We start from the raw sequence: 20833 nt of genomic DNA, 5'->3' as shown, positions 1-20833 counted from the left end.
CGGCAAGTTGCGTTTCGAGGGAGACTTCTACACCCACAAGATCATGACCCCGATGTTCACACCGGAGCCCCAGCCGTATCCCGCCCCCAAGGTGTTCATCGCCGCGGTGGGCGAAGCGATGACCGAGATGTGCGGCGAGGTGGGCGACGGACACCTCGGTCACCCGATGGTGTCCAAGCGCTACCTCGACGAAGTGACGATGCCGGCGTTGTTGCGGGGCATGCAGCGCGGCGGCCGCGACCGCGCCGACTTCCAGGTGTCGTGCGAGGTGATGGTGGCGACCGGCGAGAACGAAGCGGAGCTGGCGGCGGCGATGACGGCCACCCGAAAGCAGATCGCCTTCTACGGATCCACGCCCGCATACCAGAAAGTGCTTGCGCTGCACGGCTGGGGCTCCGGTGTGAACATCGGGGTCATGATCTTGTGGGTGTAGAAGTCTCCCTCGAAACGCAACTTGCCGTCGTTGTGCCACGCGGACCAGATCGCGTGCAGGGCGGAGACGAACTCCCGCATGCGACGGGCGGGATGACTCCACGGCATGCTGAAGCGCTTTTCGATGTGGGGCTGAATCTGGGTGCCCAGACCGAGAATGAACCGGCCCTGCGAGTACGCCTGTAGGTCCCAACCGATGTTGGCGACGATCATCGGATTGCGGGCGAAAGCCACCGCGATGTTGGTGCCGAGTTCGAGCCGCGACGTGTGTTCGGCGGCCAGCAGTAGCGGCAGAAACGGGTCATGACTGGTTTCTGCCGTCCAGCCGCCGTCGTATCCCTCGCGTTCCAGGGCGACCGCCGCATCGGTCACCCGCGCCAGCTGATTGGGAATACCCCCGTCGACCTTGAGGCGGGCGGCGTCGGCCATGCGGGTAACTTTACAGTAAGCAATCCAGTATGTGACCCCGCAGATTTACTCGCGAGACGAAACTCCCATGAGGTAGGACATAGGCATGACAAAACCCCCGGATTGGGAGGAGACGCTCGAGGACCTCGACCGGCGCCGTCAGAAAGCGCGGGAGATGGGCGGTCCGGAACGGCTCGACAAACACCGCGGCAAGGGCAAGCTCGACGCCCGCGCGCGCATCGGCCGCCTGGTCGACCCGGGGAGCTTCCGCGAAATCGGCACGCTGGTCGGCGGCGACATCGCGGCCGACGGGCTGGTCGTCGGCTCCGGATCGATCAACGGTTCGCCGGTGATGTTGGGCTCGGAAGACTTCACCACCATGGCCGGCAGCATCGGACCCGGCGGTAACTCCAAGCGCTACCGCATCGCCGAACTCGCGCTGCGCAACAAGGTTCCCCTGGTGATGTTGCTCGAAGGCGCCGGTTTTCGTCCTGGCGGTGGGCATTACGGCCGGAGCCCGACCGACCTGCTCGCCCAGGCGCAGTGTTCGGGCCGGGTACCGACCGTCGCCGCCGTGCTCGGCCCGTCGGCCGGACACGGTGCGCTCGTCGCCCCGGTCTGCGACTTCCGGATCATGAGCAGACAGGGAGCGATCTTCACCGCCGGACCGCCGGTCGTCAAAGAGTCCACCGGAGAAGAGATCTCGAAGGAGGACCTCGGCGGACCCGTCACCGCCTTGCCGAGCGGGGTGATCCACAACGTCGCCGAAGACGACGAAGCCGTGATCGCCGATATTCGCCGGTACCTGTCGTACTTCCCGCCGAGCGCGTGGTCGTACCCGGCACCGCTGCCGCCGGACGAGGCCAGCGGGCCACGTGCGACGCCCGAACTGCTCAACATCGTCTCCCGCGACAACCGCCGCATCTACGACATGCGCGCCGTGCTCGACGTGGTCTTCGACCGGCCCGACTGGTTCGAGGTCCAGCCGCAGTACGGCAAGGCGATCATCTGCGCGTTGGCTCATCTCGGTGGCCACCCGGTCGCGGTCGTCGCGAATCAGCCCAATGTGCTCGCGGGCTCCATCGATGCCGACGCGGCGGACAAGGCGGCACATTTCATCATGGTGGCCGACTCGTTCCACCTGCCCATCGTGTTCCTTGCCGACAACCCGGGCATGCTGCCCGGCAGTCGGTCCGAACGCAGCGGCGTGCTGCGTGCCGGTGCGCGGATGTTCGCCGCGCAGACGACGGCGACCACGGTCAAGCTGCACATCACGTTGCGCAAGGCATACGGATTTGGCTCCATGGTCATGTCGCTGTTGGGTTTCGATCACCAGAGCGCGACCTTCGCATACCCGGGCGCGACTATGGGCGCCATGAGCGCGGCGGCGTTGGGACGGGCGACGCATGCCGGTGAGGACGTCACCGCGAAGCTGCGTGACGCCGAGTTGCAGGCGTCCTATCGCTCGGCCGAACATCTGGGCTTCGACGAACTCATCGATCCCCGCGAGACCCGCGACGCCCTGCTGAGTTCACTGCTTCGCGGCCTGTCCAGCAGGCAGGCCGTGGCGGAGCCGGTCAGTCGGACCGTCATCCTGCCCTAGCGCGTTGCGCCGGCGAGCGTGCGTGTCTGTACACGACGCGCCGGTGCAACGTGTCGTTACGCGCACGATCGAGGCGTTAGGCTCCCGCCCGGTACGCCGCGATGACGGGCTCCAGTTCGTCCGGCGTCGCGCCGTGCATGATCACCGCGTCGGCCCCGTAGTCGAATTCCTTGCGGACCCGATCCGCGCATTGCCGGGCCGACCCGGTGGCCGACGGTTCCAGCCACTCGTCGGGAATCAACGTCGCGATGTGCTCGATCTGCTCGGCCGTGGCTTTGTGGTCGATGCCGCCCGCGATCGAGGTCACCACGGGGTCTTCCCGGAAGCGTTGCAGCACAGCGGGATCCCAGTCGTTCGTCCGCACCATCAGGTCGCCGTAGCCCTGCAGATAGGTGGCCAGGCGCGCGACCGTCTTCTTCAGCCGAAGCCCCTCGGGGAGGTGGTCACCGACCGTGGCGAAGCACGACCACACCCGGACGCTGTCCGGGTCGCGGCCGGCCTTCTCAGCCGCGGACTTGACGGTCTTGACGCAGCGCCGCAGCGTCTCGGGGGTGAAGTAGGTGTGCAGGATGACGTCGTCGAAGACCCGGCCCCCGAGTTCCAGGGTATTGGGCCCGAAAGCCACCAGCGCCAACCGGATGTCCTCGTCGAAGTCCGAGTCGAGGAACAGGATCGGGTATCTGCCCATGGGCCCGTCGTGGTTGAAGATCAGCTCCCCGCGCCACAGGCGGCGCATGACCTGTGCCCAGTCTTCCATCTGCGCGGTGGTGACCGCCGGTATGCCGAACGCGCCGTAGATCGCCGCGATCCCGCGGCCGATACCGAGCGTGAAGCGCCCGCCGGAGAGCCGGTGCATGGTTGTGGCCCACGACCCGGTGATCAGCGGGTGGCGGGTGTTGTGATTGGTTGCCGCGGTGGCGATCTGCATCCTGTTCGTCACCGCGCACGCGGCGCCGACGAGGGACGACGCCTCCTTGACGTTCCAGCGCTCGGAGATGAAGGCGGTGCCCATGCCGAGCTCCTCGCCGCGGCGGGCCTCGTCCATCAACGCCGCCGGGCCTTCTCCACCGGCACCGGCCAGCAGGTAGTACCCCAACTCATCAAGCGTGCGATCGCTCAACTCCAAACTCCTTGTTTGTAGCCGCAATTCCAGACTTCAGCGATCTTCCCATCGACGACGCGGAACACCTCGATGCTGGCGACGTTGGTTTCGGTGCCGCCCTTGGCGGTCATCGACGAGTCGTAGACGATCGCGACGTGCTCGCCGTCGTCCCCGGCCACGACGATGTTCAGATCGAAGCGCAATGTGTCGAGTATCGCCCAGACGTCCTCGATCCGGTTGACCGCCTCTTGGCGGGTGAGAGTGTGCGCCTCCCCCACCTCGTGCCGGATCACGGTGTCGGCGAACAGCTCCTCGGCCAGGGTCAGGTCGCGCTCGTTCCAGACCACCAGGTTGTAGAGCTCGACGACCTCACGGGCCGTGCGTGCGGTGGCCATCAGCCGGCGACCTCGCGCAGGAACCGATCGGTCACTTTCTGCACTCGCCGGGAGAAGACGTGCCCGACGTGGCTGCCGTCATACCAGAACAGTTCGCCACCCCAACGCTCCTGCAACGCGACCGCGGGATCGCGCATGGCCATCCGGTCGTGCCAGGCGCCGACGATGAGCCGGCGATGCGGCGGCGGTGCCGGATCGACTCGCAGCGGATCGATTACCGACGTCAGTTTCGCCACCTCCGGGGATGTCAACAGGTCGCGAAAGTCGTCCTGGGACGATCCCCAGCGGCCCAGGTGGCGGGCGATCATCGCGTTCAGCCCCAGGATCGGCGTGTACAGCGCGACCGCGTCGACCTGCCTCTCCAGGTGGGACACCAACGCCGCGACCGGAGTCCCCATGGAAATCCCGGCTACCACAACCGTGCTCGCTTGAGGTTGTGCCCACCGCACCACCGCTCGGACCTCCGACACAGCGCGCATCATGCCCGCGACGTTGCCCAACGGATCCATGTCCGGGTACGCGGGCCATTCGCGGCGCCGGCAGCCGTGGCCGGGCTGCACCGGCAGCGCAACGTTGAAGCCGAGCTGGTGATGTATTCGGCCGATCCGGCTCAACAACAGGTCTTCGGTGCCGCCCTGGCCGGCGCCGTGCACCCAGATGAGCCAGGGTCTCGGGCCGTCGCGGTGCCGGCACAGGTGCACCACAGCCCTCGCCGGTCCGCCGAGTCCCTCGGCTTGCAGGGTTTGCGGCAACGCCGGATCGTGCTCGAACGCCATCCGCTCGTACGCCAGGTTGCCGACGCGGCGCCGCCGCACCGAGGTCGCGCGCAGCGGCATCGGGTCCCCGTGCGCACGGTCGATGCCCAGAGCGGACAACTCCTCTGCCGCGGCCATGCAACCAACGAGGGGCCGCATTTCCGCCAGGCTCCCACCCAGCAGCGAAAAGCCGCTCAGCACAAGCTCGTCCAGGATGACCTCGCCGAACTGTCGCACGCCACGCGGTGACACCGGAGTCCAGCCGGTCGATTCGTTCAGCCCGGCCACCGTCCGGGGCAACAACATGGCGAGCTCACGGGTCGCCTCCCTGACCAGCCCCAGCCCGCGCGTCACCTTCGACATGCCATTCCCCTACGCCGGCTTTGAACCGGTATATCCGTCGGCCGCGCCCAGCGCCGTCGGCGCGACGAGCGCGATGCCCTGTGTCATTTCGCTCCTTGCCGTGCGCGGGCCGGACTGCTGAAATCTATACTGTAATCCACTTAGTATCTGGCAATCGGAGGCACCGGCGTGAAAGTGCCCTTCACCTGGAAGGTCACCGGGTGGTTCATGGTCGGGTGGTCGCCCGAATTCCCGGTTGGCCAAGTGCGGCCGCTGAAGTACTTCGGCGAGGATCTGGTCGCCTACCGGGACGAGTCCGGCGAGCTACACGTCCTGGAAGCACACTGCAAACACCTCGGCGCCCACATCGGCCACGGCGGCAAAGTGCTCGGCGACTGCGTCGAATGCCCCTTCCACGGCTGGCGCTGGGGCCCGGACGGCACCAACCGGTACATCCCCTATCAACCCGACCGGCCCAACCGCGCGCTGCGGCTGCGGGTGTACCCGGTGTGCGAGCAGTACGACTGCGTGTTCATCTGGCACCAGCCGGAAGGCAAGGAGCCGCAGTGGGACATGCCGGACATCTTTAGGAAATTTCCGCAATTCGAGACCGACCCGACGGCGTATTACCGCGCGTACCCGGAGTTCTCGCGACGCACCGAACACGAGCCCGTGCATCCGCAGATCGTCGCGGAGAATGCCCCCGACAGCGCACATTTCGAATACGTACACCATGCCACGGTGACGCCGCGGGTGCTGGACTGGAAGATCGTCGACCACGAGTGGCAGTTCGTCGCGGGCTGGCCGGACGCACGCAGCGACAACCCCGACGATCTCGCGCTGCGGTTCCACAGCCACCTGTTCGGCCTGGGCGGAGCGATCAGCGTCTTCGAGGGGGCCCAGAACCATCGGCTGATCTTCACCTGCACGCCGGTCGACGACGAGTGTTCGGACCTGTTCTACTCGATCTGGTGGCCGCGGGTCCCCGGCGACACATCCGAGGTACCGCAGGGCAAGCTGCGCGACGTGATCGAACAGCAATTCCTGTCCACCGTCTTCGACGATCTGCGAATCTGGCGGTACCAGAAGTACGTGGCGAATCCGGCGCTCTCCAAGGTGGACGCGAAAGGGTATATGGCACTGCGGAAGTGGGCCAAACAGTTCTACGAAGTACCGGCATGACACCGAAACTCTCCGAGATCGCGGCACCCGAGCGCACCGCGATCGTCACGCAGGAGTGCCAGGGGGCGGTGATCGGCCCGAACGCCGGCCTGGGGATGCTGGCCACCGAGGCGCGCCGAGTCGCCCTGCCGAATATCGTCCGGCTGTTGCCGGCGGCCCGGGCGGCCGGTGTCCGCGTCGTGCACTGCTTGGTGCAGCGGCGGCCCGACGGGCTCGGCTCCAACCACAACGCCAAGATCTTCGCCATGGGGCACGGTCGGGTCGACATCACCCCGGGCACCCCCGGGGCGGCCGTACTGCCCGAATTGGGACCGGAGCCAAGCGATCTGGTGCTCAGCCGCTGGCACGGCGTCGGGCCTATGGGCGGCACCGACCTGGACGCGATACTGCGCAACCTCGGGGTGTCCACCATCGTCGTCGTCGGGGTGTCGCTGAACATCGCCATCCCCAACGTCGTCATGGACGCCGTCAACGCCGCCTACCGCGTCGTCATGCCCCGCGATGCGGTCGCCGGCATACCCACCGAATACGGAGAGGCCATCATCGCCAACACCCTGTCGCTGCTCGCGACCATCACCACCACCGACGAATTGCTCGACGTGTGGACGCGGCCATGACCGACACCGCACCCGGTGTTCGTGGCGGATTCCCCGACGTCAAACCCGTCGAGGACGCGCCCGAGGAACTGGGTCCATTCGTCGCTGCGCTGCGCCGCCTGCAGGACCTGACCGTGTCCACCAAGCCCGACCCCGCGCTTTGGGCCGCCGCGACCATGCACCTGGAGAGCGCTTGCGCGCTGCTGGACGGCCACCAGGTCCCGGAGGCCGAGTCGGTCGCCGGCCGAGTGCTGAGCCTGCCCGGGTTGGCCCACCCGTTGATGCCGCCCTGGATGGTGACCGAGTCAGGCCCCGACCGCGTAACCATGGCCGGCCACTTCACCACAGCACACATCGGCGGAAACAACGCCGTGCACGGCGGCATGATCCCGCTGTTCTACGACTGGCTGCTCGGCATGGTCGTGTCCACCGCGGACATCCGGCCGACCCGCACGGCCTATCTGCACGTCGACTATCGCAAGATCACCCCGATCGACGAGCCGCTGACCGCTCAGGGACGAATCTCCGGTATCGACGGCCGGAAGGTTTTCATTGACGCTACTATGACAGCCGCCGATGGAACCTTGCTCAGCGAAGCCAACGGCCTGATGGTCCGCCTGCTACCCCACCAGCCGTGAGAGGCCAGATGTCCGACACAGCAACACAATTCACGGTGGCCGCTGTCGCGAAGGCCGTGGCGGCCGCGATTCCCGACCGGGAGCTGCTGATCCAGGGTGAACGGCGGTACACATACGCACAGGTGCTCGAACGGTCGCACCGCCTCGCCGCGTACCTGCACTCCCGTGGGCTGGGCTGCCACACCGAACGCTCCGGGATCCCCGGCCACGAGGCCGGTCAGGACCTGCTCGGCATCTACGCCTACAACGGGAACGAATTCGTCGAGGCACTGCTGGGCGCGTTTCAAGCCCGAGTCGCCCCGTTCAACGTCAACTTCCGCTACGTCAAGAGCGAGCTGCAGTATCTGTTGGCGGATTCGGGGGCGACCGCGCTGATCTACCACGCAGCGTTCGCGCCACGGGTGGCCGAAATCCTGCCGGACCTCCCGCAGCTGCGGGTGCTGATTCAGATCGCCGACGACTCCGGCAACGACTTGATTTACGGGGCAGTGGATTACGAGAGCATCATCGCGTCATCCACACCGGAGCCACCACCGGTGCAGCCTTCGCCCGACGACCTGTACGTCCTGTACACGGGCGGCACGACGGGGATGCCGAAAGGCGTGCTGTGGCGTCAGCACGACATCTTCATGACCTCCTTTGGCGGCCGCAACCTGATGACCGGCGAGCCGTTCGGATCCGTCGAGGAGATCGCGGCCGGCGTGCTCGCGGGCCCCGGCACCAAATTGATGATCCTGCCGCCGCTGATGCACGGCGCAGCCCAGTGGAGCGTGATGACGGCGATCACGACCGGACAATCCGTCGTCTTCCCGTCTGTCGTCGATCGTCTGGACGCCGAGGAGGTGGTCCGCACCATCGAGCGCGAGCGGGTGACCGTGGTGACGGTGGTCGGCGATGCGATGGCCCGCCCGTTGGTCGCCGCCATCGAGAAGGGGATCGCGGACGTGTCGTCGTTGGCCGTCGTCGCCAACGGGGGCGCGTTGCTCACCCCGTTCGTCAAGCAGCGGTTGATTGAAGTCCTGCCGAATGCCGTCGTCGTCGACGGTGTCGGATCCTCGGAAACCGGCGCGCAGATGCACCACATGTCGACGTCGGGGGCGGTGTCGACCGGCACCTTCAACGCGGGACCGGACACGTTCGTGGCGGCCGAAGACCTAGCCTCGATCCTGGAACCGGGTCACGACGGAATGGGCTGGCTGGCGCAGCGCGGGTACGTCCCGCTCGGCTACAAGGGCGATGCGGCCAAGACCGTCAAGACATTTCCCGTCATCGACGGGATCCGGTATGCGATCCCCGGCGACCGGGCCCGCCACCGCGCCGACGGCACCGTCGAACTGCTGGGCCGCGATTCGGTGACGATCAACTCGGGCGGCGAGAAGATCTTCGTCGAGGAAGTCGAGACCGCGATCGCGTCGCACCCCGCGGTGGCCGACGTGGTCGTCGCCGGACGGCCCAGCGACCGGTGGGGCCAGGAGGTCGTCGCCGTCGTCGCGCTTGCCCAAGACGCCCACACCGACGCCGAGGAGTTGGTCGCGCATGCCGGGCAGTCGTTGGCTCGCTACAAACTTCCCAAGGCGGTCGTGTTCCGCGCGGCGATCGAACGCAGCCCGTCGGGCAAGGCCGACTACCGGTGGGCGCGCGAGCAGGCGGTGAACGGCTGACGGCAGCGCAAACGCCCATATTGTCTACTGTAAGAATTACAGTATGATCTTGCGCAAGGCGCCTTGCCGTTCCCGCTGACGATGCCGGAGATCTAGGGTGACCACCGACGTGCATGCGGCAGGCCATGGCCAGACCGTCAGCCTGCGCGACCCCTACCCGTTCTTCGCGCGAAAGCGCCGCGAATCCGGGGTGTTCCGCGGGACGGTCATGGACTACTCCAAGACGCCCGAGTCGTTGATCCCCAAGCGCGAGTTCTCCGCGGTTTCGTTCGATGCGGTGAACAAGGTCTTTCGGGACGGCCGGGTGTTCAGCTCCGCGCCATACGACAAGACGATCGGCCTGTTCATGGGGCCGACCATCCTGGCGATGGAGGGAAAGAAGCATCGCGACCACCGCAACCTGGTGTCGGCGGCGTTCAAGTCCAAGGCACTGGCCCGGTGGGAGAACACCATCGTGCGGCCGATCTGCAACGCCCTGATCGACGAGTTCGCCGGCACCGGCGAAGCCGACCTGGTCCGGCAATTCACCTTCGAATTCCCCACCCGTGTCATCGCCCGGCTGCTGGGCTTGCCCGCCGACGACCTGCCGACGTTCCGTAAGCGCGCCGTGCAGCTGATCAGCTACCACGTCGACTACGAGCATGCCTTCGAGGCCTCGGCGGCGCTCAAGGACTACTTCCTGGAGCAGATCGCACTGCGCAAGTCCCGCCCCACCGAGGACATCATCGGCGACCTGGTCACGGCGGAGATCGACGGCGAAAGGCTAAGCGAGGAAGCGATTTACTCCTTCCTGCGGCTGCTGTTGCCGGCCGGGCTGGAGACCACGTACCGGTCATCGGGCAACCTGCTGTACCTGCTGCTGACCCACCCGGACCAGTTCGCCGCGGTACAGGCCGACCGCGCGCTCTTGCCGCAGGCCATCGAGGAGGGCCTGCGCTTCGAGACGCCGCTGACGACGGTCCAGCGATTCACCACCGAGGACACCGATCTCGAAGGCGCCGAGATCCCGGCGCGTTCGGTGGTCGGGGTGTGCATCGGCTCCGCGAACCGCGACGAGCGGCGCTGGCAGCACGCCGAGGAATTCGACATCTTCCGCACGCCCCTGCCGCACATCTCCTTCGCCGCCGGCGAGCACACATGTCTGGGCCTGCACCTGGCGCGGCTGGAGACCCGCGTCGCGGTCGAATGCCTGCTGGATCGGGTGACCAATGTCCGGTTGCTCACCGACGACGACCCCCACATCCACGGCCAGCCCTTCCGTTCTCCGACGGCGCTTCCCGTGACGTTTGACGCGAAGTAGGGTCCGAAAATGGTCAAAGTGATGTCGGGCTTCCGGGTCCTGGAACTTGCGCAATTCACATTCGTCCCGGCGGCGGGCGCCATCCTGGCCGATTGGGGCGCCGACGTCATCAAGGTCGAACACCCGCTGCGCGGTGATACCCAACGCGGCTTCCTCAACATGGGCGGCATCCAGGTCGATCCTGAGCGGCATCCGCTGATGGAGCATCCCAACCGGGGCAAGCGCAGCGTCGGGATCGACGTGTCCACCCCAGGCGGCCAGGAGGTGATTTACGAACTGACCAAGACCGCCGACGTCTTCCTCACCAACTACATGCCGGCGCAGCGCCAGAAGCACAGATTCGACGTGGAGCACATCCGCGCGGTGAACCCGAACATCGTCTACGCGCGCGGTTCGGCATACGGCGACAAGGGCGCCGAACGTGACACGGGTGGCTACGACGGGACGGCATTCTGGACGCGCAGTGGCATCGGATACGCGCTGACGCCCGAGGAGCTGGGTGGCGCACTGGGGCAAGGTATCCCGGCATTCGGCGACTCCATCGGCGGCATGTTCATCGCCGGCGGCATCTCGGCCGCGTTGCTGCATCGCGAGCGCACCGGCGAAGCCCTCGAGCTCGACGTGTCGTTGTTGAGCACGGCCTGGTGGGCCGCGGGAGCGAGCGTGACGCAGGGCATGGAGACCGGACAGGTGATGCGCACTCCCATGCCGGGCTCCGCTACCGCGATGTCGGTGAACCCCTTCATGGGCAACTACGAAACCTCCGACGGCGGCACCATCAACCTGTGCATCATCAGCCCGACCGGATTGATCCGCGACACTTTCGAGCATCTCGGCATTCCCGAGGCGGCTGATGATCCCCGCTTTTCCGACGTGCTCCCGCTGATACAGAATGCCAACGCGGCCGCCGAACTGATCGCAAAGGCCTTCGCCGGCAAGTCCTTCGACTATTGGCGGCAACACCTGAAGACGATGAAGGGCCAGTGGGCGCCGTTCCAGAGCTTGCTCGACCTGGTCGAAGACGAGCAGGCCCTCGCCAACGACATGGTCAGCGAGGTCGAGCTCGCCAGCGGCGGAAAGCCTTTCCGCGTCGTGCGCGGTCCGGTGCAGTTCAACCACGAACCCCTGGTGACCACGCGTGCGCCCCAGGCCTCCGAGCACACCGAGCTCGTGCTGATGGAACTGGGCATGGATTGGGACCGCATCGAGGAACTGAAGGACTCGGGAGCCATTGCGTGAATGCGCCATGCCATGACTGACGTGGCGATCATCGGCGGCATTACCTAGCGATGCTCTGGCCGCAGGTGCATCGTTGATCGATCGGCACCTGCTTCATCACGCTCTCGGCGTGCGCGCCACACCCCGCCCAGGTGATCTTTCCGCAGCGCCGGCAGCGAACGGGGTAACACATGGTTGCTTCCTATCGTCCAGGGCGAAGCGAGTGCGCCACTACGCCCTCACAGCAGCTTTACGCTCGGCGATCTTGGCGTGGACCTTTTCCATGTCAAGACCCTTGACCTGATCGATCAAGTCGTCGAGCACGGCTGGTGACATCGCGCCCGGCTGACTGTAAATGAGGATGCCGTCGCGGAACGCCATGATCGTCGGCACCGAGCGGATGCCTACCGTCGCGGCCAGATCGCGCTCGGTGTCGGTGTCCACCTTGGCGTGCACGATCTCCGGGTGGTTCTGCGAGGACCGGTCGAAGACCGGCGCGAAAGCCCGGCATGGCCCACACCAAGGGGCCCAGAAGTCAACGAGCACAATCGGGTTTGCGACTACGGTCGACTCGAAATCGGCGGCGGTCAGCGTCTTGACGGTCATGGTTGCTCCTTTCGGATGATGGTGAGGATCGGGCCGAGGCGGTGGTCGCCGCTCATTGGGCCGGCCCGGCGGCGTCGTCCGCGATCTTGTCGGCGAATTCGCAAAATGCGCTGTAGGCGCGTGCCCCGTAGATCGTCGCCGGGCCACCATGCATGAGAATGCTGACGCCGATGGCCTCGGCGGCCTCTTCCTTGGATGCTCCGGCACGGGCCGCCCCCTGAGCGTGGGAGGCGATGCAGCCGTCGCATCCGGCGACGACCCCGATCGCCATCGCGATCAGCTCCTTGAACTTCTTGTCCAAGGCGCCCGAGGTCAGTGCGCCGTTGCTCATTTCGGCAAAACCCCGGTACACGTCCGGGATCATCTTGCGCAGGGCACGGTGCTGGGGGTTGAGGTCGTCCAGCACCTGTTGATAGTGGTTGTGTTCCGTCATGCCATGTACAATACCTATACGGGTAGGGGTATTCCGCGATATGCGCCCGATTTTTTCTTCGGTGCGCATATGCCCCGGCCAATAGAGTCCATCGGCCCTAGGAACGCGTCACCGCGGGGCGCAATCTGGCCTCGGAGCGCCCGGCGTTCCCACGCGGCGGCAACCATGTCGTGCGGCGATGCCGGCGCACGGGATAGAGGAGCAACAATGGCACGAGTCGTCGTCCTCGGCGCCGGTATCGCCGGGCATACCGCCGCGCTACACCTTCGCCGGTGGCTGGGCCGCAGTCACGAAGTCGTCGTGATCTCTCCCAATGCCGACTGGAACTGGATTCCGTCCAACATCTGGGTCGGGGTCGGCCGCATGGATCCCGCCAAGGTTCTCATTCCGCTCAAGCCCATCTACCGCCGCAAGGGCATCGTGTTTCATCAAGCGCTTGCCACCGCGATCCATCCGGAAGGCACCAAAGATCAGTCGGCGCCATCGGTGGACTTCACCTACACCGATGAGGAATACGGCGGCCAGAGCGGCACCATCACGTATGACTACCTCATCAATGCCACCGGGCCGCGCCTGAACTTCGCGGCCACCCCCGGACTCGGCCCCGCCGGCCACTCATACTCGGTGTGCACCGCGGCCCACGCCGTCGAGGCGGCCGAGGCGCTCGACCGGGTCATCGCCAGGCTGAAGGCCGGCGAGAAGCAGCGCCTGGTCATCGGCGTCGGGCACGGCACCTGCACCTGCGAGGGCGCGGCCTTCGAATACGCCTTCAACGTCGAGCACACGTTGCGGGCCGCCGGTGTGCGGGACCTGGCCGACGTCGTCTACCTCACCAACGAGTACGAGCTGGGCGACTTTGGCGTCGGTGGCATGAGTTTCGTCGAGAAGGGCTTCGTGCAGTCCAGCCGGCTGTGGACCGAGTCGCTGTTCCGTGAGCGCGGCGTCAAAGCCATCACGCAGGCGGCCGTCCACGAGGTGATGGATGGCAAGCTGCGCTACGAACAACTGGACGGCAGAGAGCACGAGCTGGACTTCGACTTCGCCATGCTCCTACCGCCGTTCAGGGGAGCAGAACTGGCGGCATACGACAAGGACGGCAACGACATCAGCTCCGTCCTGTTCGCGCCGTCAGGCTTCATGAAGGTCGACGCGGACTACTCGGGCAAACCCTATGACGAATGGTCCGCCGAGGATTGGCCACACACCTACGAGTCCCCCGCCTACCCGAACATCTTCGCCCCGGGCATCGCGTTCGCGCCCCCGCACCCCATCTCCCGGCCGCGCACGAGTCCCAACGGGACCGTGATCACGCCCAGTCCGCCGCGCACCGGCATGCCGTCGGGCGTTATGGCCAAGACGGTCGCTGAAACCATCCGCGATCGAATCACCAAGGGAACGGCCGCGGTTGCGCACCGCGCCTCGATGTCGAGCATGGGCGCCGCATGCGTCGCCTCCGCAGGTACCGGTTTGCGCGAAGGCTCGGCCGCCGCCATGACGATGTTCCCGGTGGTACCCGATCCGGTGAAGTACCCGCAAACGGGTCGTGACATCGCCGGCACCTCCGGTGAGCTCGGGTTGGCCGGCCACTGGATCAAGCTGCTGCTGCATCATCTCTTCATTTACAAGGCGAAAGCCCGCCCATTCTGGTGGCTGATCCCCGAATGAAAGGCACTTCGATGGACGACGAAAACACCTATTCGGACGTGAACGCGCTGACGGCCGAGCGCATCGCCGATGCACCGCTGCCCACTCCGGCAACACTCCGGACGCGGCAGAACATCTTCGTGCAATTCGGGCGGTTCATCCGTATCAATCTCAAGATGCTGCGGATCATCTACGGGCACGGCTGACGGGCCGCCCAGGTGTGCGTCGACGAACTGGAGTTCGCCGTGCCATGGTGCGCTTGCTATTTCGCGTTCAAGGCATTTGGTAGGCGCACCTGCCGGGCTTGTGCTCGGTGAGCGGGACGGGTTGGCCATCGACCCGAATCGCACAGTCATGGGTACCGTTGTGGTCGGTGTAGTTCAACGCCAGAAGTTTGCTTCCGGTCACCTCCACCGTCTGCGACCACGGCGTCGAAACCCACTTGGTCGTGCTGGGCGGATACACCGGCGTGCCTGGGTCGGGGATGACCGAGAAAACGTCACCGCCGCCCAAGACCTGATAGGTAATGGTGTGTTTGCCCGGCCCGGGTGCGTTGTTTTGCGGCTGCAGCCCGCCGGTGGCGCCGACGCCCGCGTTGGCGTTCTCCTGCCACGTTTCTTGCCGTCGCTGTGGGGTGACGCACACCGCGTCGCCGTCGTATCCTTCGCGCCATACCAGGCCCGAAACACACGTCTTAGGCCCGTAAGGGCCACCGCCTGCATAGCCGTCGCCTGCGGCGGCGGCGGCATTCTCATTCTGAACCTCTTGAGCGATGCCCGGCGGCACACAAACGTTGTCGCCGGGTCGCGTCAGCCGCGGAACCTGGCCGGCGATGTCGCCGGGAATGCATCCGCCGTTGGCCGAAGCGGGCGGTGACGCGACGACAGCTCCAGCGACGGTGAGGGCAGCCGCACAGACCGGCAACATGGGTGATTGCCACGTGCCGCGAATGAGCTTGACCACGGGCGTGGGCTGCGATGCGAAGTGACTAGACATGCGAAGGCCTCCTAGAGGGTCCCGGCTGCTTCCGACGCGATGGCGGGCACGGCGGACAGAGAAATACGTTGTTTCCCAACGAATATGACGGGGCAGCGGTTTGGCGCGACTTTGCGCGTCAGAACTCACAGGCCGCCGGTGACGTCTTGTTCGACGTGGCCGAACTCGTCGTCTTGGCCGTTGAACGTGCCGTGGCATGACACCACCAAGTGATACTTGACGCCCAGCGGTGGCGCCAGGAAGTCAAGTCTGGTGGCATCATTCGGGTTGACGTTGAAGTCGCGGTGCACCGCCGGCATCAAGAGCCCGTTCTTCGGCGCGGCGTCATACGTGCACTTGCCAGGCAATGGCGAGGTGTTCTTGACGTTCACCGCCACTGACGTCGGTGACTGCTCGACATTGACCGCGACCGCGTTCTTCGGCGGCTTCGGCGCAGGAGGCGACGGATTGGGCGTCTTGGAGCAATCCGAGCCGGCAGGCAGCTCGTAGTTGCCGGTACACCGCACCGGAAGGTTGTTCGGGCTCGCTGCTGCCTTACAAGTCTGCCCAGCCGGAACGGTCGGAGTCTCCGAACCCGCCGGACACTGGACGGCCGCCGGCGGCGCTTGGGGGGCGGCGGCCGGCTTACCGAGCACGATGGCGACGGTGTCGTCATCTCCCTTGCGGAAGAAGCCCACGCCGAAGTCCTTGTTGCTGCAGTCGTTGATGGCAGGAGTCGCTTCGCCAACGGCGCCGCGGGTAGCCCCCTCCGCGTTGTTCGCGCTCCCGAAGGGAGCGGCCAACGTGACGGCGAACGTGCCCTTGTACTGCCCGGTCGGGGGCACCCCCGGCAGGTTGTTGCCGATGGCATGCTGCGCCTCCCCCTCCAGGGGGATGCTGTAGTTCAAAGGGGGACAAGTCGATCCTGCTCGCGCATTGTTAACCGCCTGGCGGATGGCAGCGAGTGGATCGGCGGACGCGATCGGCGCCATCGTCAACGCGAGCGCCGAACCCGTCAGCGCCGCGAACGCAACTGCAACTGCTGCCCGGGTTCTGGTCATGGTGATCTCCTTTTCGTCGCCACCCGCGCACGCCGGATGCGGCAGGCCGGCGCGTCGGTGTCCGTCCGACATGCACGACGCTAAGTGGAATGGTCAGATGCGGAAATAAGGAGAATCCCTACTCTTGCGCGTTCATTGACCTGTCGGGGCTATTTGGGTACCTGCGGGGCAATTTCGTGAGCAAGTTTCACGGCGGCGGCGTTGGCCTGCTCCGCGGAGAGCCTCAACACGGCCACCTGCACGGTGTTGACGCGATTCCCCGCGGCGAACTCGACCCCGCCGCCACCCATGTATCGCATGCCGTCCGGCCCCGGCGTGCTGGGGTCGGGGAAGCCTGCCGCCGGCGGAGGGAGCTTGTCGTTCAGGGCGGTCCCTGGATTGCTGATGGTCAATGAGACCGATTCGTCGGTCGCCGTGTTCGTCCACATGCAGTCCCCCTGATCGGGATCCTTTCCTGTCGACACCCCTGTAGCCGGAGCGCCCAGCAACGACGTAATCTCCTGTGGCGCAATCATGGAGCACGCGTCGATGCGGGTTCCTGCGTGCAGCGTGGCGTTGGCCGCCGACTGCGACAGCCCTGATCGGCCCGCAGCGTTCCCCGGCCCGCTCGACCCGCATCCGGCCATCACACAGGACAGCGCGGCGACGATGACCAGTGCTTTCGTTCGGTGGACCTCACCACCGGTCGTCCGGAGCCAATACCGTGTACTGTCGGTCGCCGTACCCGCTTGTTGTCGCACAGGCGTCTCTCTTCTACTCGAATCTGGTTCACTGCAGCAATTTTCGTTCGGACGCACCTATTGCTTGGCCAGCACTACGGTAACGACGTCGACGCTGCGGTCATCGTGTCGGATGAAGCCCACACCGAAGGTCGTGTTACTGCAGTCGGCAATGGCGGGATTCGCTTTTGACGTGGCGCTTTGGATGGCCTTGATAATCGGGTCACCGGAACCCAGGAAGCCCACTTCGCCCGCCCTCAGTGCGGCGTTCTCCGTTCGCGCGTATTGCTGGGCCTCGTTTTCAAGGCTGGTCCGATACGTCAATGCTGGACAATGGGATTGGCTGCGCGCCTGGATGACAGAATCCGCCGCCACACCAAGTCCGGGACCAGGCTGCTGGTTTTGCGGCGGCGCGACTGACGGTTTGGTCGACTGGCCCAGCACGATCGTGACGACGTCGACACTGCGGTCATCGTGCCGAATGAAGCCCACCCCGAAGTCGGTGTAGTTGCAGTTCGCCAGTGCACTTTTCGCCTTGGCCATCGCGCTGTCATCAGCCTTGGCGAAGGGATCACCCGAACCGAGAAAGCCGACCACCGTCCCGGGATATCCGCCGGCCTGCGGCGGCTTTTCGGTGGTCGCGTACTGCTGGGCGATGCTGTCGAGGTCGCTACGCGCCGTCAGTCCTGGGCACGTCGTGGTGCCGCGAACATTGTTGACGTAGTCGCGCGTTTGCTGTTGATCGGCGTGGGCGATGCCGCTCGGTATTGCGCCCACGAACACGACAAGGCCGGTGATGGCGGTCGCGACCCCAAGCGGTGCTGATTGTGCTGTTCTCGTCATGACGGTTTCCTTCATCAGTGTTAGACGCGCCGCCGCGCCGGCGCCCGGGCCATCCCTGCGACGGTTCGTTGTGCGCCCAGCGTTACTAGGACTGTGGTCTCAGAGGGCGTTCGGGAGAAATAGGGGATTTCCCTATCGCTGCGATGCGGTCGGGTCGAATGGCACGGACGCGGGTCGCGGGGAGCGTACGGCCGGGCGGGTCAGCGGTCCCGGAATCGCACCCATCCGACAGCCGAACTGATCCGTTGCGCTGGATCGCCGGCATCCTGGCAAACCTGGGCAACGAGCGCGGCCGACTCGGCAGCAAAGACACCGAACGCGTAATCGTCCGCCGGCACGCCCATCGCCGTCAGCAGCCGGACCTGCTTGCCATCAGTCGACACGGATGCGGCACTGGTGTTGAGACGATCAACGACGTCTCCGATCGAGTGGGCGGGTGCCTGCGGCCCGTACCACTCGACGAGGAACCCCTGTGTGTGCTCCTCGATATTCGCCATCGGCACCACGCTACCGATGCCGGCGATCGTCAACATCAGGGTTTTCCCTAGCACGTATCGGGTTCCCATTTCGGGGCTGCGAGTGCTCGGTGTAAAGCTGCACACGCCGACGTCCTCGCGAGGATTACCCGTTCGCGCTGATCGAAGACACCTTCTTGACCGGCGGCGCGTACGCGGGCTTGCCCAGCCCGAGCGTGTACTGGGCGATCATGTTGCGGAAGACCTCCAGCGTGCCGCCATAGATGCCCACCAGTGGGGCGAACCGGTAGGCGTATTCGGCGCTGCCGTCGTCGGCGGCCGCCTCGGCTCCGTACGGCAACGCGGACGCGGCGCCGAGGATGTCCATCAGTTCCGGGGAGATGTCGCGCATCGTTTGTGCGATGGCCACCCGGCCGAAAATGCTCGGGGTGGCCAGCGCCACCTCCAGTCGGGCAACGCTGCGGCCCAGTCGATACGCGACCGACTTGTCTTCGATGAGTCGGCGGCCCGCGCCGTCCGTGCGCGCCACGCACGCCGCCGCCTTGTCCACCGCCTCGGACAGAAAACTGGCCTGGTGCATCATGATTGACGTATCCTGCAGACCGTCCGGGGCGGCGGCGACGGCGCCGTGCTCGACGTTGAGCGGTTCGCGCAGCACCGTCCAGCCCCCGTTCACCTCGCCCAGCCGGTATTTGTCGTCCACGCGGACGTCGCTGTAATAGACGATGTTGGTCCGATCGCCATCCACCGTGCGGATACCCTGGATTTCGATGCCCGGCGAATCCAGCGGCACCAGGAACATGGTCAGGCTCTTGTGTTTCGGCGCGTCCGGGTCGGTATTGGTGATCAGGAAAACGTATTGGCAGTTATGGGCGCCGGTGGTGAACATCTTGGAGCCATTGATGACCCAGCTCGATCCAACCGCCTCCCGTACCGCGCGGGTCTTACAGGTGGCGACATCGGAGCCGCCTTCGGGCTCGGTGTAGCCGAGGCACAACCGAACCTCGCCGCTGAAGACTTTCGGGAGCACCTCGTCACGCAGTTGCGGTGACCCGAACTTGTCCACCGAGCGGGCCACCATCGCGGTTGTCCCCCACGTCACCCACGGCACATGTGCCCGCCGCTTCTCCAACTCCCAGATGCGCCGCCGCACCCGGCTGAGACCACCGTCGGACTCCGGTTTCCATTCCGCCGCCAAATAGCCTGCGGCGCCGAACTTCAGGTGCAGGCCCTCGTCGAAGTTGTCGCCGGTTTCCCTGTCGCGGCGCCTGACCTCTTCGGTCATGTGCGTGGCCAGAAAGCTGCGCGCTTCGTCGCGGAATGCCTCGTCGGCTTCGGACAGCTCGACGCGGGAGAAATCCATCGTGTTGCCCCTTCCTACGCCGGCTGCGCCGCGCTCTCGCGGGCGGCGACGATCTCGGCCACCCGTTGGGACGTAGCCGCCGGATCGCCGCCGGCCAGTGGCCACCCGCGGGCGCGCACCAGATACGCCGTCGCCGCGGCCTCGGCCGAGACCCCGAGGCCGCCTTGAATATGGACCGCCATGGTCGCCGCCCTCGCCGCCTCCTCGGCCATGAAAACGAAAGCGGAAGGCGCCAATTCGGGCCGCTCGCCGGGTTCATTGTCCAGGAACCAGGCGGCGCGGCGAGCCAGATTGCGGCCACCCTGGACGGTGATGGCCATATTCGCCAGCGGGTGGGAGATGGCCTGCAGCGTGGAGATGGGCACACCCAGCGTGTATCGGGTCTTGGCGAACTCAGCGGCGATGGTCATGGTCTCCTCCACCAGCCCGACGAGCGCCGCCGCGGTCAGCAGCCGCCATTCGTCCAGCGCCAAAAGGTAACTCGCCAGTGCATCCGGCCCCTCGGCGATGACCTCGCGCGTGTCGGCCACCGCGGGGTCCACCCAGGCCATGGGCAGGCGGCCGATATTGTCGACCTTCGCCGGGCGGGTGCCGAAGGTCAGGCGCACGACTTCCTCGCCTTCGCGGACGACGACGTGGTCAGCGATCGACCCCGACGGAATCAACCGCGGGCCGCGCCCGGCGTCGATGCGCGGGTCCAGCGCGGCAAGCTGTTCCCCGTCCGCGATCCCGGCGGCAGCCTCGCCCAGCGCGCCGAGCCGCCCCAGCAGCCGCGCGGTGCAGACGTGGTCGATCCACGGAACCGGTGCCAGCGTCCGGCCGACCTCCTCGGCCACCAGGGTGAGGTCGACCAGGGTCGCGCCGTCACCGCCGCAGGACTCCGGCAACGCCATCGTGGTCGCGCCCATCCCACACAACCTCTCCCACAGGTTCTTGTCGAAACCCGACGGCTCTGCGGCACGGACGGTTTCGATGGAGCAGTGCGTCTTGAAGAACTGCTTATAGGCGTCCCGCAGGGCCACATGATCGTCGGACAGGCTGTAGTCCAGTCGGCGTAGTTCGAAGCGGTCCATCGTCAGTG

22 protein-coding genes and 1 pseudogene are annotated in these 20833 nt (G+C 66.0%); 10 read left to right on the top strand and 13 right to left on the bottom strand.

Features of this window, described 5'->3' with window-relative positions:
* Positions 1-43: 43 nt before the first annotated feature.
* Positions 44-433, top strand: a complete 390-nt coding sequence (locus A5713_RS05750) for an LLM class flavin-dependent oxidoreductase (protein WP_369804372.1) — start codon at positions 44-46, stop codon at positions 431-433.
* Here A5713_RS05750 and A5713_RS05745 read toward each other — a convergent pair.
* Positions 352-861: pseudogene (locus A5713_RS05745) on the bottom strand (LLM class flavin-dependent oxidoreductase); the annotation flags it as partial. The gene A5713_RS05750 and the pseudogene A5713_RS05745 overlap by 82 nt on opposite strands.
* 85 nt (positions 862-946) lie before the next feature.
* On the opposite strand from A5713_RS05745, the gene A5713_RS05740 reads away from it, so the two are divergent.
* Entirely contained in the window at positions 947-2443 is a 1497-nt protein-coding gene (locus tag A5713_RS05740; RefSeq protein WP_068093482.1) for an acyl-CoA carboxylase subunit beta, read from the top strand.
* A 76-nt stretch (positions 2444-2519) separates the two neighbouring features.
* Here A5713_RS05740 and A5713_RS05735 read toward each other — a convergent pair whose 3' ends face one another.
* The 3 genes from A5713_RS05735 to A5713_RS05725 are packed head-to-tail and all read right to left on the bottom strand — an operon-like array spanning position 2520 to position 5058.
* Positions 2520-3563, bottom strand: a complete 1044-nt coding sequence (locus A5713_RS05735) for a TIGR03857 family LLM class F420-dependent oxidoreductase (protein ID WP_068093518.1) — start codon at positions 3561-3563, stop codon at positions 2520-2522.
* Entirely contained in the window at positions 3560-3940 is a 381-nt protein-coding gene (locus tag A5713_RS05730; protein ID WP_068093478.1) for a nuclear transport factor 2 family protein, read from the bottom strand. Before A5713_RS05730 ends, A5713_RS05735 begins: the two co-directional genes overlap by 4 nt.
* On the bottom strand, positions 3940-5058 hold the full coding sequence (locus A5713_RS05725; protein ID WP_068093476.1) for a PHB depolymerase family esterase: 1119 nt from the start codon (positions 5056-5058) through the stop codon (positions 3940-3942). Before A5713_RS05725 ends, A5713_RS05730 begins: the two co-directional genes overlap by 1 nt.
* A gap of 168 nt (positions 5059-5226) precedes the next feature.
* On the opposite strand from A5713_RS05725, the gene A5713_RS05720 reads away from it, so the two are divergent.
* The 6 genes from A5713_RS05720 (at position 5227) to A5713_RS05695 (ending at position 11653) form a co-directional block, all read left to right on the top strand.
* Positions 5227-6219, top strand: a complete 993-nt coding sequence (locus tag A5713_RS05720; protein ID WP_068093474.1) for a Rieske 2Fe-2S domain-containing protein — start codon at positions 5227-5229, stop codon at positions 6217-6219.
* On the top strand, positions 6216-6836 hold the full coding sequence (locus A5713_RS05715) for a cysteine hydrolase (protein WP_068093472.1): 621 nt from the start codon (positions 6216-6218) through the stop codon (positions 6834-6836). The genes A5713_RS05720 and A5713_RS05715 overlap by 4 nt, the downstream gene beginning before the upstream one ends.
* A complete protein-coding gene (locus A5713_RS05710; protein ID WP_068093516.1) occupies positions 6833-7453 on the top strand; it encodes a PaaI family thioesterase in 621 nt (206 codons plus the stop codon). Before A5713_RS05715 ends, A5713_RS05710 begins: the two co-directional genes overlap by 4 nt.
* 8 nt (positions 7454-7461) lie before the next feature.
* Positions 7462-9114: an acyl-CoA synthetase gene (locus A5713_RS05705; RefSeq protein WP_068093469.1), complete on the top strand. Its 1653-nt coding sequence runs from the start codon at positions 7462-7464 to the stop codon at positions 9112-9114.
* A 97-nt stretch (positions 9115-9211) separates the two neighbouring features.
* Positions 9212-10414 (top strand): cytochrome P450, encoded by a 1203-nt coding sequence (locus tag A5713_RS05700; protein WP_068093468.1) that lies wholly within the window; start codon positions 9212-9214, stop codon positions 10412-10414.
* Positions 10415-10435: 21 nt separating this feature from the next.
* Positions 10436-11653, top strand: a complete 1218-nt coding sequence (locus tag A5713_RS05695; protein ID WP_068093513.1) for a CaiB/BaiF CoA-transferase family protein — start codon at positions 10436-10438, stop codon at positions 11651-11653.
* A 210-nt stretch (positions 11654-11863) separates the two neighbouring features.
* On the opposite strand, the gene trxA is transcribed toward A5713_RS05695, so the two are convergent.
* Positions 11864-12238, bottom strand: coding sequence for a thioredoxin (gene trxA / locus A5713_RS05690; RefSeq protein ID WP_067922367.1), 375 nt, complete (start codon positions 12236-12238; stop codon positions 11864-11866).
* Between the two features lie 52 nt (positions 12239-12290).
* Positions 12291-12671, bottom strand: coding sequence for a carboxymuconolactone decarboxylase family protein (locus A5713_RS05685; protein WP_067922370.1), 381 nt, complete (start codon positions 12669-12671; stop codon positions 12291-12293).
* Positions 12672-12878: 207 nt separating this feature from the next.
* Between A5713_RS05685 and A5713_RS05680 the strand changes: the two genes are divergently transcribed.
* Positions 12879-14336, top strand: a complete 1458-nt coding sequence (locus A5713_RS05680) for an NAD(P)/FAD-dependent oxidoreductase (protein ID WP_068093465.1) — start codon at positions 12879-12881, stop codon at positions 14334-14336.
* Positions 14337-14347: 11 nt separating this feature from the next.
* The gene (locus tag A5713_RS28170) at positions 14348-14521 is read left to right on the top strand and encodes a hypothetical protein (RefSeq protein WP_156751764.1); all 174 of its coding nucleotides are present in this window, start codon (positions 14348-14350) and stop codon (positions 14519-14521) included.
* A gap of 67 nt (positions 14522-14588) precedes the next feature.
* Here the strand turns inward: A5713_RS28170 and A5713_RS05675 are convergent, their stop codons facing one another.
* From A5713_RS05675 to A5713_RS05645, 7 genes are all read right to left on the bottom strand, one after another.
* On the bottom strand, positions 14589-15311 hold the full coding sequence (locus A5713_RS05675; RefSeq protein WP_156751763.1) for a hypothetical protein: 723 nt from the start codon (positions 15309-15311) through the stop codon (positions 14589-14591).
* A 125-nt stretch (positions 15312-15436) separates the two neighbouring features.
* Positions 15437-16288 carry a hypothetical protein gene (locus A5713_RS05670; protein ID WP_156751762.1) on the bottom strand — a complete coding sequence of 284 codons (852 nt, stop codon included), beginning with the start codon at positions 16286-16288 and terminating at the stop codon, positions 15437-15439.
* Between the two features lie 212 nt (positions 16289-16500).
* The gene (locus A5713_RS05665) at positions 16501-16779 is read right to left on the bottom strand and encodes a hypothetical protein (protein WP_067922381.1); all 279 of its coding nucleotides are present in this window, start codon (positions 16777-16779) and stop codon (positions 16501-16503) included.
* Positions 16780-17148: 369 nt separating this feature from the next.
* Entirely contained in the window at positions 17149-17928 is a 780-nt protein-coding gene (locus tag A5713_RS05660; RefSeq protein ID WP_156751761.1) for a hypothetical protein, read from the bottom strand.
* A gap of 185 nt (positions 17929-18113) precedes the next feature.
* A complete protein-coding gene (locus tag A5713_RS05655; protein WP_082972798.1) occupies positions 18114-18446 on the bottom strand; it encodes a hypothetical protein in 333 nt (110 codons plus the stop codon).
* A gap of 88 nt (positions 18447-18534) precedes the next feature.
* Complete coding sequence (locus A5713_RS05650; protein ID WP_068093458.1) at positions 18535-19752, bottom strand: acyl-CoA dehydrogenase family protein; 1218 nt, start codon at positions 19750-19752, stop codon at positions 18535-18537.
* Between the two features lie 14 nt (positions 19753-19766).
* On the bottom strand, positions 19767-20825 hold the full coding sequence (locus A5713_RS05645; protein ID WP_067922390.1) for an acyl-CoA dehydrogenase family protein: 1059 nt from the start codon (positions 20823-20825) through the stop codon (positions 19767-19769).
* Between the last annotated feature and the right edge of the window lie 8 nt (positions 20826-20833).

It is taken from the genome of Mycobacterium sp. E2497 (genome assembly GCF_001668695.1).
Lineage (GTDB): Bacteria > Actinomycetota > Actinomycetes > Mycobacteriales > Mycobacteriaceae > Mycobacterium.
This window is presented reverse-complemented; position numbering and strand designations above follow the sequence as displayed.

Bases quoted from the DNA above. Each gene is read 5' to 3' on its own strand.
- A5713_RS05750 (WP_369804372.1), top strand. From the start codon at position 44: ATGACCCCGATGTTCACACCGGAGCCCCAGCCGTATCCCGCCCCCAAG.
- A5713_RS05740 (WP_068093482.1), top strand. From the start codon at position 947: ATGACAAAACCCCCGGATTGGGAGGAGACGCTCGAGGACCTCGACCGG.
- A5713_RS05730 (WP_068093478.1), bottom strand. From the start codon at position 3,940: ATGGCCACCGCACGCACGGCCCGTGAGGTCGTCGAGCTCTACAACCTG.
- A5713_RS05725 (WP_068093476.1), bottom strand. From the start codon at position 5,058: ATGTCGAAGGTGACGCGCGGGCTGGGGCTGGTCAGGGAGGCGACCCGT.
- A5713_RS05715 (WP_068093472.1), top strand. From the start codon at position 6,216: ATGACACCGAAACTCTCCGAGATCGCGGCACCCGAGCGCACCGCGATC.
- A5713_RS05710 (WP_068093516.1), top strand. From the start codon at position 6,833: ATGACCGACACCGCACCCGGTGTTCGTGGCGGATTCCCCGACGTCAAA.
- A5713_RS05705 (WP_068093469.1), top strand. From the start codon at position 7,462: ATGTCCGACACAGCAACACAATTCACGGTGGCCGCTGTCGCGAAGGCC.
- A5713_RS05695 (WP_068093513.1), top strand. From the start codon at position 10,436: ATGTCGGGCTTCCGGGTCCTGGAACTTGCGCAATTCACATTCGTCCCG.
- trxA (WP_067922367.1), bottom strand. From the start codon at position 12,238: ATGACCGTCAAGACGCTGACCGCCGCCGATTTCGAGTCGACCGTAGTC.
- A5713_RS05685 (WP_067922370.1), bottom strand. From the start codon at position 12,671: ATGACGGAACACAACCACTATCAACAGGTGCTGGACGACCTCAACCCC.
- A5713_RS05680 (WP_068093465.1), top strand. From the start codon at position 12,879: ATGGCACGAGTCGTCGTCCTCGGCGCCGGTATCGCCGGGCATACCGCC.
- A5713_RS28170 (WP_156751764.1), top strand. From the start codon at position 14,348: ATGGACGACGAAAACACCTATTCGGACGTGAACGCGCTGACGGCCGAG.
- A5713_RS05675 (WP_156751763.1), bottom strand. From the start codon at position 15,311: ATGTCTAGTCACTTCGCATCGCAGCCCACGCCCGTGGTCAAGCTCATT.
- A5713_RS05665 (WP_067922381.1), bottom strand. From the start codon at position 16,779: ATGTGGACGAACACGGCGACCGACGAATCGGTCTCATTGACCATCAGC.
- A5713_RS05660 (WP_156751761.1), bottom strand. From the start codon at position 17,928: ATGAAGGAAACCGTCATGACGAGAACAGCACAATCAGCACCGCTTGGG.
- A5713_RS05655 (WP_082972798.1), bottom strand. From the start codon at position 18,446: ATGTTGACGATCGCCGGCATCGGTAGCGTGGTGCCGATGGCGAATATC.
- A5713_RS05650 (WP_068093458.1), bottom strand. From the start codon at position 19,752: ATGGATTTCTCCCGCGTCGAGCTGTCCGAAGCCGACGAGGCATTCCGC.
- A5713_RS05645 (WP_067922390.1), bottom strand. From the start codon at position 20,825: ATGGACCGCTTCGAACTACGCCGACTGGACTACAGCCTGTCCGACGAT.